Origin of the sequence: Pseudoxanthomonas sp. GW2, assembly GCF_000283075.1 — a bacterium.
Classification (GTDB): Bacteria; Pseudomonadota; Gammaproteobacteria; order Xanthomonadales; family Xanthomonadaceae; genus Pseudoxanthomonas.
On sequence record NZ_ALIP01000113.1, the window covers coordinates 24,423 to 38,105 of the forward strand.

Sequence of the window (13,683 nt, forward strand, 5' to 3'; positions counted from 1 at the left end):
GTCAGGCCGCCGCGCCGGCGCCTTCGGCCGCCGCCTCGCGGCGGCGCGAGAGGCGGTCGAAGAACAGGTACACCACCGGGGTGGTGAACAGGGTCAGCACCTGGCTCACCAGCAGGCCGCCGACCATCACCAGGCCCAGCGGCTGGCGCAGCTCGGCGCCGGAGCCGGAGGCGAACACCATCGGGATGGCCGCGAACAGTGCCGCCAGGGTGGTCATCAGGATCGGGCGGAAGCGCAGCAGGGCGGCGCGGTGGATCGCCTCGCGCGGCGCCAGTCCCTGCTCGCGCTCGGCCTCCAGGGCGAAGTCGATCATCATGATCGCGTTCTTCTTCACCAGGCCGATCAGCAGGATGATGCCGATCACCGCGATCAGGTCCAGGCTGCGCCCGGACAGCAGCAGCGCCGCCAGCGCGCCCACCGTGGCCGAGGGCAGGGTGGAGAGGATGGTCACCGGGTGGATGAAGCTCTCGTAGAGCACGCCCAGCACGATGTACATCACCAGCACCGCGGCCAGGATCAGCCACAGGGTGCTGGAGAGCGAGTTGCGGAACGCCTGCGCCGCGCCCTGCAGGCGCAGCTCGACGCTGGCCGGCATGCCGATGTCGGCACGCGCCTGCTCGATCGCCGCCACCGCCTCGCCCAGCGAGGCGCCCGGCGCCAGGTTGAAGGAGAAGGTCACCGCCGGGAACTGGCCCAGGTGGCTGACCTGCAGCGGGGTCGGGCGGGTCTCCACGCGCGCCAGGCCCGACAGCGGCGTCTGCCGGCCGTCGGCGGTGGCCACGTGGATGCGGCCGATCGCCTCCGGTCCCAGCTGGAAGCGCGGATCGGCCTCCAGCACCACCCGGTACTGGTTGGCGTGGGTGAAGATGGTCGAGACCTGGCGCTGGCCGAAGGCGTCGTACAGCGCGTCGGCGATCGCCGAGACCGACACGCCCAGGCGCGCGGCCGCGTCGCGGTCGATGTCCAGCCAGGCCTGCAGGCCCTGGTCCTGCAGGTCGCTGGCCACGTCGGCCAGGGCCGGGTGCTTGCGCAGCGCCTGCAGCATCGCCCCGGTCCAGCGCGACAGCTCGTCCAGGTCCGGGGTGGTCAGGGCGAACTGGTACTGGGTGCGGCTGACCCGGTCCTCGATGCTCAGCTCCTGCACCGGCTGCAGGTACAGGTCGATGCCCGGCACCGCGGCGGCGCGGCGCTTGATCCGCTCGATGATCTCCAGCGCGCCGGCGCTGCGCTCGGCGTGCGGCTTGAGTTCGATCAGGAAGCGGCCGCTGTTGAGCGTGGCGTTGCTGCCGTCCACGCCGATGAAGGAGGACAGGGTGGCCACGTCCGGATCGGCGAGGATGGCGTCGGCCAGCGCCTGCTGGCGGCGCGCCATGGCCTCGAACGAGACCGACTGCGGCGCCTCGCTGATGCCCTGGATCAGGCCGGCGTCCTGCACCGGGAAGAAGCCCTTGGGCACGGCGATGTACAGCGCGACGGTCAGGGCCAGGGTGGCCGCGGTGGCGCCCAGCATCAGCGGCTGCCGCGCCAGCACCCAGTGCAGGCCGCGGTCGTACAGCGCCACCACGCGGTCGAACATGTCGCCCTGGGCGCCGTCGGCGCCGGCCTCGCCATGGCCGTGCCCGGCCTTGAGGAAGCGCGCGCACAGCATCGGAGTCAGGGTCAGCGAGACCACCAGCGAGATGCCGATGGCCACCGCCAGGGTGATCGCGAACTCGTGGAACAGCTTGCCGACCACGTCGCCCATGAACAGCAGCGGGATCAGCACGGCGACCAGCGACACCGTCAGCGAGACCAGGGTGAAGCCGATCTGGCGCGCGCCGTTGAGCGCGGCCTCCATCGGGCCTTCGCCGTCCTCCATGCGCCGGGCGATGTTCTCCAGCATCACGATCGCGTCGTCGACCACGAAGCCGGTGGCGATGGTCAGCGCCATCAGGGTCAGGTTGTTGAGCGAGAACCCCGCCAGCAGCATCACCCCGAAGGTGGCCACCAGCGACAGCGGCACCGCGATCGAGGGAATGATCGTGGCCGGCACCGTGCGAAGGAACACGAAGGTCACCAGCACCACCAGGCCGATCGCCAGCAGCAGCTCGTGCTGCACGCCCTTGATCGAGGCGCGGATCGACTCGGTGCGGTCGCTGAGCACGGCCACGTCCACCGCCGCCGGCATCGAGGCGCGCAGCTGCGGCAGCAGGGCGTGGATCCGGTCCACCACCTCGATCACGTTGGCGCCGGGCTGGCGCTGGATGTTGACCAGGATCGCCGGGGCCTTGCCCGACCAGGCGGCGAGCTGGCTGTTCTCCGGCCCCTTCTCCACGGTGGCGACGTCGCCCAGGCGCAGCGGCGCGCCGTCGTTCCAGGCCAGCACCAGCTGCCGGTACTCCTCGGCCGAACGCATCTGGTCGTTGGCGTCGAGCATGGTGGCGCGGGTGGGGCCGTCGAAGCTGCCCTTGGGCATGTTCACGTTGGCCGCGCCGATCGCGCGGCGGATGTCGCCCATGCCCAGGCCCGCGGCGGCCAGCGCCTGCGGGTTGACCTGGATGCGCACGGCAGGGCGCTGCCCGCCGGCCAGGCTCACCAGGCCCACGCCCGGCAGCTGCGACAGGCGCTGGGCCATGCGCGTGTCGACCAGGTCGTAGACCTCGGGCAGGGCCATCGAAGGCGAGGTCACCGCCAGGGTCAGGATCGGGGTGTCGGCCGGGTTGACCTTGCGGTACACCGGCGGCATCGGCAGGTCGTCGGGCAGGAAGTTGGAGGCGGCATTGATCGCGGCCTGCACCTCCTGCTCGGCCACCCCCAGGTCCACCTCCAGCGAGAACTGCAGGGTGATCACCGAGGCCCCGCCGGAGCTGGTGGAGGTCATCTGGTTCAGCCCCGGGATCTGGCCCAGGCGCCGTTCCAGCGGCGCGGTCACCGCGCTGGTGGTCACCGCCGGGCTGGCGCCCGGGTACAGGGTGAGCACCTGGATGATCGGGTAGTCGACCTGGGGCAGCGCCGAGACCGGCAGCAGGCGGTAGGCGAACAGGCCCGACAGCAGCAGCGCCAGCATCAGCAGCGAGGTCGCCACCGGGCGCAGGATGAACGGGCGGGACAGGTTCATCGCGCGGCGGCCGCCTTGCTGCCACCAGCCGCGGCGTCGATGGGCCTGCCGGCGTCGGCCGCGACAGGCACGCCGTCGGCGTCGACCACCTGCACCTTGCCGCCCTCGCGCAGGCGGTCCAGGCCCTCGAGCACCACGCGCTCGCCGTCCGCCAGGCCCTCGAGCACGGCCACCCGGCCCTCGTGGCTGGCGCCCAGCTTCACCTCGCGCACGCTGGCGGTGTCGTCCTCGCCCACCACGTACACGTAGGTGCCGCGGTTGCCGAACTGCACCGCCGCATCGGGGATCGAGACCACGTCCGCGCTGCCCAGGCGCAGGCGCACGTTGACCGACTGGTTGGGGAACAGCGACTCGTCCGCGTTCTCGAACAGGGCGCGCAGGCGCAGGGTGCCGGTCTGCACGTCGATGCGGTTGTCCAGGCTGGACAGGGTGCCGCTGGCCAGCGGCTGGCGCTCGTCGCGGTCCCAGGCCTGCACCGCCAGCGCCTGGCCCCCGCGCACCGCCGCCTGCACCGAGGGCAGCACGCCTTCGGGCAGGGCGAACACCACGCTGATCGGACGGGTCTGGGTGATGGTGGCGATCCCGCCCTCGTCGCCGGCGCGCACCAGGTTGCCCACGTCCACCGTGCGCAGGCCGATGCGGCCGTCGATCGGCGCGGTGATGCGGGTGTACTGCAGCTGCAGGCGGGCCTCGTCCACCGCGGCCTGGTCGCTCTCGCGGCGGCCCTCGAACTGGCGCACGCGCGCCTGCAGGTCGGCCACTTCCTGGGCGGAGACGTAGTTGGCGCCGGCCAGGTCGCGGAAGCGCTGCAACTGGATGCGGGTGTTCTCCAGCTCGGCCAGGTTCTGCTTCTGCGCGCCCTCGGCCTGGGCCAGGCGCACCTGGAACGGGGCCGGGTCGATCTCGGCCAGCAGCTGGCCGGCGCGGACCTGCTGGCCCTCGTCGAAGGCGATGCGCAGCAGCTCGCCCTCGACCCGCGGGCGCACGGTCACCGTGCGCAGCGGGGTGACGGTGCCCAGCGCCTTGATCTCCAGGTCCAGCGGGCCGCGCTCGGCGGTGGCCACGCGCACCGGGGTCGGCGGGCGCTCGCCCCAGCCGCCGCGACCGCCGCCCGGAGGCGCGTCCTCCTTCCCGGAGCAGCCCCGCCACAGCAGGACCAGGGCCAGCACCAGGCCGAGGACCAGGAGCGCTTTGAGGAGGCGGGGCAGCTTTTTCATCGGTAGTCCATCAGGGCGGCGGGCGCAGGGCCCGCCGTGGGGGAGGTGTACGGGGCAAGGCCTGGGGTCGCGGCGCCGCTTTCCCTGGCCGGGCTGTGCGCCCGGCGCGACGCCTGCCCGGTGATGGTACGGGAGCGGTTTGCCGCGGTTGCATGACTTTGGTCATGCTGCGCGTAATTCACCAGGGATCGCGCGCCCGTGAAGCGGGGGCAGGAGCCCGCAGCGGTGCGGGTCGCGGCCGGGCGGGGTGGCCGGCAAGGCGGCCGGGCGGGGTGGGGTGGTTTCCCTGGCGGCGGTGTTCGGCTAGAATCGCCGGCTTACCTCGTCATCCTGGCGACTGGGCAACACGAAAAACACATGGTCAAGATCCGTCTCACCCGCGGCGGCGCCAAGAAGCGCCCGTTCTACCACATCGTCGTCACCGACTCGCGCAGCGCCCGCGACGGCCGCAACATCGAGCGCGTCGGCTACTACAACCCCGTTGCCCAGGGCAACGAGCAGCGCGTTGTGCTGGACATCGCCCGCGTCGACTACTGGGTGGGCAACGGCGCGCAGCTGACGGACAAGGTCCGCAGCCTGTACAAGGAAGTGGTCAAGGCCCAGGGCCAGGCCCAGGCCGCCTGATGGCGACGGCCGCCCCTGGCGGCGGCCGGTACCTGACATGAACGACGCAGGGCGTCCCACTCCAGCACCGCGGAAGCTGATTCTGCTGGGCCGGGTGACGGGCGCCTTCGGCGTGCGCGGCGACGTCAGGCTCGAGTCCTGGACCGAGCCGCGCGCGCAGATCTTCCGCTACCAGCCCTGGATCCTGCGTTCGGCCAACGGCGCCGAGCGCGAGCTGCGCGGGGCCAGGGGGCGCGACACCGGCAAGCACGTAGTGGCGACCCTGCCCGGCTGCGACGACCGCGATGCCGCCGAGGCCCTGCGCGGCACCGAGATCCTGGTCCCGCGCGAGGCGCTGCCGCCGCCGGCACCCGGCGAGTACTACTGGGTCGACCTGGAAGGGCTGAAGGTGGTCACCGTCGACGGCGTGGCCCTGGGCGAGGTTTCGCACCTGCTGTCCACCGGCGCCAACGACGTGCTGGTGGTGCGCGGCGAACGCGAGCGCATGATCCCCTTCGTCCGGCCCGACTACGTCACCTCGGTGGATTTCGACACCGCCACCATCACGGTCGACTGGGATCCCGATTTCTAGGGGCCGTGATTCGTGATTGGTAATTGGTGATTTGAAAGAGCGATAAGCTCGGATTGCCAGCCGAACTGGGTTGCCAGCGCCTCCCGCTTTTCCGAATCACGAATCCCGAATCACCAATCACCGCTCCATGCGCATTGACGTCGTCAGCCTGTTCCCCGAAGAGGTCGACCGCTGCACGGCGTTCGGCGTGACCGGGCGCGCGCGCGAGCGCGGGCTGCTGCAGTTGCACGGCTGGAACCCGCGCGAGTACGCCGACGGCAACTACCGCAAGACCGACGACCGCACCTTCGGCGGCGGGCCGGGCATGGTCATGCTGGTGGAGCCGCTGCGGCGCTGCCTGGCGGCGGTGCGGCAGGCCGACCCGACCCCGGTGCACGTGGTCTACCTGAGCCCGCAGGGCCGGCGCCTGGAGCAGAAGCGGGTGCGCGAGCTGGCGGCGATGCAGCGCCTGGTGCTGCTGTGCGGCCGCTACGAGGGCATCGACGAGCGCCTGGTCCAGGCCGAGGTGGACGAGGAGCTGTCGATTGGCGACTACGTGCTGTCCGGTGGCGAGCTGGCCGCGGCGGTGGTGGTCGACGCGGTGGCCCGGCTGCAGGACGGCGCGCTCAACGACGCCGGCTCGGCTGCCCAGGACAGCTTCGAGGACGGGTTGCTGGACTGCCCGCACTACAGCCACCCGGTCGAGCACGCGTACGGCACCGTCCCGGAGGTGCTGCGATCGGGCAACCATGCTGCGATCGCGCGCTGGCGCCGGCAGCAGGCCCTGGTGCGGACCTGGCTGCGGCGCCCGGACCTGCTGCAGGGGCGGGAACTGTCCAAGGTCGACCGCAAGCTGCTGGAGGAGGGCCTGCGCGCGCTGGAACAGGACCCGGCGGGGCAGGAGGCACCGCCGGCCTGACCCTGCCCGGTTCCGGTCCATGGGGTGACTAGCCACGGACCTTGCGGACCGGCTACAATGCCCGATTCCTGCAAGAGGCAGGCCCCGAAGGGCGCCGGAGCAGGCATCCACAACAACAAACGCGCAGCGCAATCCGGCGACTGCGTTAGCCCGAGTTGTCATCCAGACACGCCCACCCGAACAAAGAGTCGGTCACCATGAGCAAGCTGAACAAGTCCATCATCGCGGAGTTCGAGTCCGCCCAGATCAACCGCGAACTGCCGAAGTTCAGCCAGGGCGACACCGTCGTGGTGAACGTCAAGGTCAAGGAAGGCAACCGCGAGCGCGTGCAGGCCTACGAAGGCGTGGTCATCGCCACCAAGAACGCCGGCCTGAACTCGTCCTTCACCGTGCGCAAGATCTCGCACGGCTACGGCGTCGAGCGCGTGTTCCAGACCTTCAGCCCGATGATCGAGTCGGTCGAGGTCAAGCGCCGCGGCAAGGTCCGCGCCGGCAAGCTGTACTACCTGCGTGGCCTGGAAGGCAAGGCGGCCCGCATCAAGGAAGACCTGGCTGCCGTGGCCAAGGCCAAGGCCGAGAAGAACGCCGGCTGATCCGCCGCGTCTTCGCTGTCCGCGACGGCCGCCCCAGGGCGGCCGTTTGCGTGGTGGCCTCCGCGCGCTGGCGTCCCCGCGCCGACGGGCGCACACTGCGGACGTACCGCGGCCTGCCGGCAGCCGCCATCCGCACCGGCCGTACACGCAATCGATGCCGAACACCCGTACCTGCAACCTGGCCTGCATGATCCCGCCCCACGCGGGCGCCGCTGGTGCCTCCCATGGCTGAGACGGAAGCCGGCGCGCACGTGCGCCTGGACGTCTGGCTGTGGGCGGCGCGCTTCTTCCGCACCCGCAGCCTGGCCCGCCAGGCGGTGGACACCGGCAAGGTCGAGGTCGGCGGACAGCGCGCCAAGCCTTCGCGTGCGATCCGGGTCGGCGATGCCCTGCGCGTGACCCGCGGCGAGGAAACCTTCGAGGTCCAGGTACTGGGCCTGAGCGACACCCGCGGCCCGGCCCCGGTGGCGCAGGCGTTGTACGCCGAGAGCGCCGAATCGGCGAAGCGGCGCGAGGAGCAGCGGCTGCAGCGCGCCGCCATGCGCGATGGCTACCGCCCGCCGGAGCACAAGCCGGACAAGCGCGCCCGCCGCCTGATCCAGGCCCTGGGCGACATCGACGCGTTCTGATCCACCCCTGACTTCCGGCCTGTCGCGCGGGCACCCGTGCCGGTGTAGAACGGGCGTGTTCCCGCCGACCGGAGTTGCCGAATGCTTCGCAGGATGTCCGCCCTTGCCGTGCTGTCGCTGGGCCTGGCCGGTTGCGCCAGTGTCCAGGACGATCCACTCGCCCCGATGGCCGCCGATTGCCTGGTGGGCGGCGACAAGGGGCCGGCGCTGCCGGGCCAGCCGGGTACCAGCCGCGACCGCCGCTGCAAGCCGGCGGAGGAAGCGGTGATCTGGTCCAGCGAGCGCGACAGCCGGATCAAGCTCGACCTGCGCGCGCGCGACCAATAAGCACCAACGAAAAGCCCCGCCCGGAACCCGGGCGGGGCATGCTGCGTGCCGCGTGCGGGCTCAGGCGCGCAGGTCGAAGCGGTCCAGGTTCATCACCTTGGTCCAGGCGGCGACGAAGTCGCGGGCGAACTTCTCCGCGCCGTCGTCGGACGCGTACACCTCCGACAGGGCGCGCAGCACCGAGTTGGAGCCGAACACCAGGTCGACCCGGGTCGCGGTCCACTTCACCGCGCCGCCGTTGCGCTCGCGCACTTCGTACAGCTGGCGCTCCGCGTCCACCGGCGTCCACTCGTAGGCCATGTCCAGCAGGTTGGTGAAGTAGTCGGTGCTGAGCACGCCCGGGCGCTCGGTGAACACGCCATGGCGGCTGCCGTCCCCGCTGGCGTCCAGTGCCCGCAGGCCACCGACCAGCGCGGTCATCTCCGGCGGGGTCAGGGTGAGCAGCTGGGCCTTGTCCACCAGCAGGTGCTCGGCCGGCACTTCGGACGGGGCCTTGAGGTAGTTGCGGAAGCCATCGGCGAACGGCTCCATGTGGCGGAAAGCCTCGACGTCGGTCTGCTCCTGCGAGGCATCCACGCGGCCGGGCGCGAACGGCACCTCGACGTAGACGCCGGCCGCCTTGGCCGCCTGCTCGATCGCCACGCCGCCGGCCAGCACGATCAGGTCGGCCAGCGACAGCCGCACCTGCGGCTGCAGCTCCTCCAGCTTCTCCAGCGCCTTGATCGCGCGCTGGTTGACCAGCCAGCCGCGCTGCGGCTCCAGGCGGATGCGCGCACCGTTGGCGCCGCCGCGCTTGTCGCCGCCGCGGAAGGTGGAGGCCGAAGCCCAGGCCAGGGTGACCAGGTCGCCGGCCGGCAGGCCCAGCGCCTCGATCTTCGCCTTGGCATCGGCGATGTCGGCCGCCTCGGGGGCGTGCACCGGCCTGGGCAGCGGGTCCTGCCAGATCAGGTCCTCGGCCGGCACTTCCGGGCCCAGGTAGCGGGCCTTGGGGCCCATGTCGCGGTGGGTCAGCTTGAACCAGGCGCGGGCGAAGGCATTGGCGAAGGCCTGCGGGTCATCGCGGAAGCGGCGGGAGATGGGGCCGTAGACCGGGTCGAAGCGCAGCGCCAGGTCGGTGGTGAGCATGGTCGGCTTGCGCCTGGGCGAGTCCGGGGTGGGGCCGGGGATGAAGGGCTCGACGTCCTTGGCCACCCACTGGTGCGCACCGGCCGGCGACCTGGTGAGCTCCCACTCGAAGTCGAACAGGAACTTGAAGAAGTCGTTGTTCCACTGCGCCGGGGTGCTGGTCCAGGTCACCTCCAGGCCGGAGGTGATGGTGTCGGCGCCCTTGCCGGTGCCGAACCTGTTGGCCCAGCCCAGGCCCTGCATCTCCAGGTCGGCCGCTTCCGGATCCGGGCCGACATTGTCGGCCGGGCCGGCGCCGTGGGTCTTGCCCAGGGTGTGGCCACCGGCGATCAGGGCCACGGTTTCCTCGTCGTCCATGCCCATGCGGCCGAAGGTCACGCGGATGTCGTGCGCGGCCAGCAGCGGATCGGGGTTGCCGTCCGGGCCTTCCGGGTTCACGTAGATCAGGCCCATCTGCACCGCGGCCAGCGGGTTCTCGAGGTTGCGGCTGTGGATCTTGCCGTCGGCGTCGTCCTCGGACACCAGCACGCTGTCGCCCTCGGGCTTGGGCACGCCTTCCGAGCCGCGGGCGTAGCGCTCGTCGCCGCCCAGCCAGGTCTTCTCGCGACCCCAGTACACGTCCAGGTCCGGTTCCCAGGTGTCCTCGCGGCCGGCGCCGAAGCCGAAGGTGCGGAAGCCGGCGTGCTCGAGGGCGACGTTGCCGGCCAGGATCATCAGGTCGGCCCAGGAGATCTTCTGTCCGTATTTCTTCTTGACCGGCCACAGCAGGCGGCGGGCCTTGTCGAGGCTGACGTTGTCCGGCCAGGAGTTGAGCGGGGCGAAGCGCTGCTGGCCGCGGCCACCGCCGCCGCGGCCGTCGCCGACGCGGTAGGTGCCGGCGCTGTGCCAGGCCATGCGGATCATCAGGCCCACGTAGCTGCCGAAGTCGGCCGGCCACCAGTCCTGCGAACTGGTCATCAGGTCCAGCAGGTCCTTCTTCAGCGCCGCGTAGTCGAGCTTGCTGAACTCCTCGCGGTAGTTGAAGTCCTTGCCCAGCGGATTGGAGCGCTCCGAGTGCTGGGTCAGCAGGTCCAGGCGCAGCTGGTTCGGCCACCAGTCGCGGTTGGTGGTGCCTGTGCCGGCGACGCCGGCGTGGAACGGACACTTCTTCTCGGTCGTCATTGGGATTGCCCCTCTGCTTCGTGCCCACGGGGGAGCGGGCGGTGGATGCGATGCGGCGCGGGCCGCGCGCCGCCTGTGGCGAAGGGACTGCTGCTGCAAGCCCGTAGCCGGTGTGAATCGAACGGCCACAGGCTAGTTGGCAGGGGCTATCAAGAGAAATTGTTAGTTGCGAATTTCCCGATAGCACCTGCCTATGGAACAGGCGGCGCCCCGCAGGGCGCCGGACCGGAAGAACGGGGCGGCGCGTGGCCGCCCGGCCCGCCAAGCATCACTCCGGACGCGGCGTGGTGGAAGTGCTCGGCGGCAGCAGCGGCGTGGTCACCTGCGGCTGGCGCCCGGTGAGGGTCTTCAGGAAGCGGGCGATGGCCTCGACCTCGGCCGCGTCCAGTTCGTGGCCCAGCTGGCTGCTGCCCATGATCGCCACCGCCTGGTGCAGGTCCCAGACCTGGCCGCTGTGGAAGTAGGGCGCGGTCAGTTCCACGTTGCGCAGCGGTGCGGCGCGGAACACGTACTCGTCGCTGGCGGTCTGGGTCACGGCGAAGCGGCCCTTGTCGCCGGCCGGCAGCACGTCGGCGCCGGGGCGCGCGACCACGCCGAACGGGAAGTAGGCCTGGCCACCCACGTTGGGACCGGAATGGCAGGACGCGCAGCCCTTGTCGATGAACAGCGACAGGCCGCGCAGCTCGGTGGCGTCGAGGCTGTCCTTGCCGGCGAGGAACTGGTCGAAGCGCGAGTCCGGCGTCACCAGGGTGGTCTCGAAGGCTTCCAGCGCGCGTGCCATGTTCTCGAAGGTCACCGGCTCGCGCTCGCCCGGGAAGGCCTTGCGGAACGCTTCCACGTAGGCCGGGATGCTGCGCAGGGTGGCTTCCACGCGCTCGGGCGTGTTGTTCATCTCCACACTGGCCTGGACCGGGCCCTTGGCCTGCTCCTTCAGGTCCTCGGCGCGGCCGTCCCAGAACTGGGCGATGTTGAGCACCGCGTTGAGCACGGTGGGCGAGTTGCGCGGGCCCTTCTGCCAGCCGTGGCCGATCGAGGTGGGCACGTTGTCGGCGCCGCCGGTGGCGACGTTGTGGCAGGTGTTGCAGCTGATCACGTGGCTGCGCGACAGGCGCGGCTCGAACCACAGCGACTTGCCCAGTTCCACCTGGGCGGCGGTGACCTGCTGGCCGCGCACCTGTTCGATCCTGTGCGGGACCGGGCCGAACAGGGCGTTGGCGGTCTCGCGCAGCGCGGCCGCGTCCGGCTGGTCGGCGGCTTGCGTCGACTGGGCCTGCAGGCCGGTGCAGGCCAGGGCGAGGGCGGCGGCAAGGACGGTGCTGCGGTGGCGCATGGACTTCTCCGGTGGGGCTGTGGCGCAGTTATCGGATGCGCCCGCGACCGTGGCATTGACTGCGATCAACCGCGCCGCCGCGGCTATGCTTGGCATCCCGTCGCCAGGCCTGCCGTAGGGATGACCCAGCGCGCCACCCGTCTGCTACGGATGCTCGAGGAACTGCGCCAGCGCCGTGGTGCGGTGCGCGGCGCGCAACTGGCCGAATGCCTGGGCGTGAGCCTGCGCACCGTGTACCGCGACATCGAGGCGCTGCGCTCGCAGGGCGCGCAGATCGACGGCGATGCCGGCGTCGGTTACCGCCTGCGCCCCGGGTTCGTGATGCCGCCGCTGATGTTCCCGGCCGAGGAGCTGGAGGCGCTGGTGCTGGGCGCGCGCTGGGTGGCCTCGCATTGCGACCCTGAGCTGGCGGCCGCCGCCAACCGCGCGCTGTCGCGCATCGCCGGCGTGCTGCCCGGCGAGCGGCGCCTGGAGATCGAGACCAGCGGCCTGTTCGCACCGTACTGGCAACAGCGCGCACCCGAGCCATGGGTGCCGGCGCTGCGCCGCGCGATCCGCGACGGCCATGCCGTGCGCCTGCGCTACCGCGACGCCGAGGGGCGCGAGAGCGAGCGCGTCGTTTGGCCCTTCGCCATGGCCTTCCTCGACGACATGCGCCTGATCGCCGCCTGGTGCGAGCAACGCGGCGACTTCCGCCATTTCCGCGCCGACCGCGTGCTGGACCTGGAGGACACCGGCCGCCGCTATCCCCAGACCCGCCACCAGCTGCTGCGCCGCTGGGAACAGCTGCGCCTGCGCCGCAGCGAGGGCTGAGCAGGCCCTCGCACGCTGCTGACAGCAGCTGTCAGCAGGCCCGTCCCAGACTTGGATTCCCTTCCAGTGACGGAGACGACCATGGGCAAGACGCTGACCTTCTACACCAACCCCCTGTCCCGGGCGCGCATCACCCGCTGGATGCTGGAGGAGACCGGCCTGCCGTACGAAGAGGTCGTGCTCGACTTCGGCACCACGATGAAGTCGCCCGAGTACCTGGCGGTCAACCCGATGGGCAAGGTGCCGGCGATCCGCCACGGCGACCTGGTGGTGACCGAGAACGCCGCCATCTGCGCCTACCTGGCCGACCTGGTCCCGGAGAAGGGGCTGGCGCCGCCGCCGGGTGCGCCCGAGCGCGGCAGCTACTACCGCTGGCTGTTCTTCCTCGCCGGGCCGGTGGAGTCGCTGCTCACCGCCAAGGAAGCCGGCGCGCTGGCCAGGCCGCTGTCGGCCGGCTACGGCACCGAGGCCGACCTGCTGCGCACTCTGGAGCAGGCGGTGGCCGGGCGCCAGCACCTGGTCGGGGACCGCTTCACCACCGCCGACCTGCTGATGGCAGCCTTCCTCGGCTACTACATGATGGTCGGCATGCTGGAGAAGAAGCCGGCGTTCGTCGCTTTCGCCCAGCTGCACGCCGCGCGCCCGGCGGCGGTGGCGGCCAACGCGCGCGACAACGCGCTGGCGGTGCAGCACCCGGTGCCGGCCGGGATGCAGGAGGCCTGAGCGATGGAGAAGGCCTACCACGGCAGCTGCCACTGCGGCGCGGTGCGCTACCAGGCGGTGATCGACCTGGCGGCCGGCACCGGCCGCTGCAACTGCACCTTCTGCACCAAGACCCGCTCCTGGGGCGCGCAGGCAAAGGATTTCGAGCTGCTGCAGGGTGAGTCGGCCCTGGGCGACTACGGCCGCGACTGGGGCGAGGGCAACATCCACCACCGCTTCTGCACGCGCTGCGGAACCCATGTGTACGGGCACGGCTACATCGCCGAGGCCGGCGGCGACTACCTGGCGGTGCGGGTCAACACCCTGGACGATGCCAGCATCGACGAGCTGGTCGGCGGCGGCATCCGCTACGCCGACGGCCGCCACGACAACTGGATGAACCCGCCGGCCGACATCCGCGCGCTGTAGCGCGGGCAGGCGAGGCGCACGCGCCGCCACCCTTGTCGCCGGTCGTCCCCTGGCGTGGCGGATCCGCGGATGCGGCCCTTGGCCTTGTCCGGGCTACGCCGGTGAAGCCGTGGCCCGGTGGGCGAAGTGCTCCCGGGCCTTCGGGCGGCAGGCGCAGGCGCCCCCGC

Annotated in this window: 13 protein-coding genes; 9 read left to right on the forward strand and 4 right to left on the reverse strand. The window is 71.4% G+C overall.

Annotated features, from left to right (window positions below; all coding sequences use genetic code 11):
- Nucleotide 1 precedes the first annotated feature (1 nt).
- Nucleotides 2-3,097, reverse strand: a complete 3,096-nt coding sequence (locus B351_RS0109080) for a multidrug efflux RND transporter permease subunit (protein WP_019398725.1) — start codon at nt 3,095-3,097, stop codon at nt 2-4.
- Entirely contained in the window at nt 3,094-4,314 is a 1,221-nt protein-coding gene (locus tag B351_RS0109085) for an efflux RND transporter periplasmic adaptor subunit (RefSeq protein ID WP_019398726.1), read from the reverse strand. Before B351_RS0109085 ends, B351_RS0109080 begins: the two co-directional genes overlap by 4 nt.
- 357 nt (nt 4,315-4,671) lie before the next feature.
- Between B351_RS0109085 and rpsP the strand changes: the two genes are divergently transcribed.
- The 6 genes from rpsP to B351_RS0109115 all read left to right on the forward strand — a co-directional run bounded on the left by rpsP (nt 4,672) and on the right by B351_RS0109115 (nt 7,956).
- Complete coding sequence (gene rpsP, locus B351_RS0109090) at nt 4,672-4,938, forward strand: 30S ribosomal protein S16 (protein WP_019398727.1); 267 nt, start codon at nt 4,672-4,674, stop codon at nt 4,936-4,938.
- Nucleotides 4,939-4,975: 37 nt separating this feature from the next.
- A complete protein-coding gene (rimM, locus tag B351_RS0109095; protein ID WP_050992169.1) occupies nt 4,976-5,509 on the forward strand; it encodes a ribosome maturation factor RimM in 534 nt (177 codons plus the stop codon).
- A 127-nt stretch (nt 5,510-5,636) separates the two neighbouring features.
- Nucleotides 5,637-6,407, forward strand: a complete 771-nt coding sequence (gene trmD / locus B351_RS0109100) for a tRNA (guanosine(37)-N1)-methyltransferase TrmD (RefSeq protein WP_019398729.1) — start codon at nt 5,637-5,639, stop codon at nt 6,405-6,407.
- Nucleotides 6,408-6,604: 197 nt separating this feature from the next.
- The gene (gene rplS, locus B351_RS0109105) at nt 6,605-7,000 is read left to right on the forward strand and encodes a 50S ribosomal protein L19 (protein WP_019398730.1); all 396 of its coding nucleotides are present in this window, start codon (nt 6,605-6,607) and stop codon (nt 6,998-7,000) included.
- 224 nt (nt 7,001-7,224) lie between these two features.
- Entirely contained in the window at nt 7,225-7,629 is a 405-nt protein-coding gene (locus B351_RS0109110) for an RNA-binding S4 domain-containing protein (protein WP_019398731.1), read from the forward strand.
- A gap of 93 nt (nt 7,630-7,722) precedes the next feature.
- The gene (locus B351_RS0109115; protein WP_019398732.1) at nt 7,723-7,956 is read left to right on the forward strand and encodes a hypothetical protein; all 234 of its coding nucleotides are present in this window, start codon (nt 7,723-7,725) and stop codon (nt 7,954-7,956) included.
- Nucleotides 7,957-8,016: 60 nt separating this feature from the next.
- Here B351_RS0109115 and katG read toward each other — a convergent pair whose 3' ends face one another.
- Together katG and B351_RS0109125 are read right to left on the reverse strand one after the other, a co-directional pair.
- Nucleotides 8,017-10,242, reverse strand: coding sequence for a catalase/peroxidase HPI (gene katG, locus B351_RS0109120; protein ID WP_019398733.1), 2,226 nt, complete (start codon nt 10,240-10,242; stop codon nt 8,017-8,019).
- A gap of 268 nt (nt 10,243-10,510) precedes the next feature.
- Nucleotides 10,511-11,572, reverse strand: coding sequence for a cytochrome-c peroxidase (locus B351_RS0109125; RefSeq protein ID WP_019398734.1), 1,062 nt, complete (start codon nt 11,570-11,572; stop codon nt 10,511-10,513).
- Nucleotides 11,573-11,692: 120 nt separating this feature from the next.
- On the opposite strand from B351_RS0109125, the gene B351_RS0109130 reads away from it, so the two are divergent.
- From B351_RS0109130 to B351_RS0109140, 3 genes are all read left to right on the forward strand, one after another.
- Nucleotides 11,693-12,385, forward strand: a complete 693-nt coding sequence (locus tag B351_RS0109130) for a YafY family protein (RefSeq protein WP_019398735.1) — start codon at nt 11,693-11,695, stop codon at nt 12,383-12,385.
- Nucleotides 12,386-12,466: 81 nt separating this feature from the next.
- Nucleotides 12,467-13,108 carry a glutathione S-transferase family protein gene (locus tag B351_RS0109135; RefSeq protein ID WP_019398736.1) on the forward strand — a complete coding sequence of 214 codons (642 nt, stop codon included), beginning with the start codon at nt 12,467-12,469 and terminating at the stop codon, nt 13,106-13,108.
- A 3-nt stretch (nt 13,109-13,111) separates the two neighbouring features.
- A complete protein-coding gene (locus B351_RS0109140; RefSeq protein ID WP_019398737.1) occupies nt 13,112-13,516 on the forward strand; it encodes a GFA family protein in 405 nt (134 codons plus the stop codon).
- The last annotated feature ends 167 nt before the right edge of the window (nt 13,517-13,683 follow it).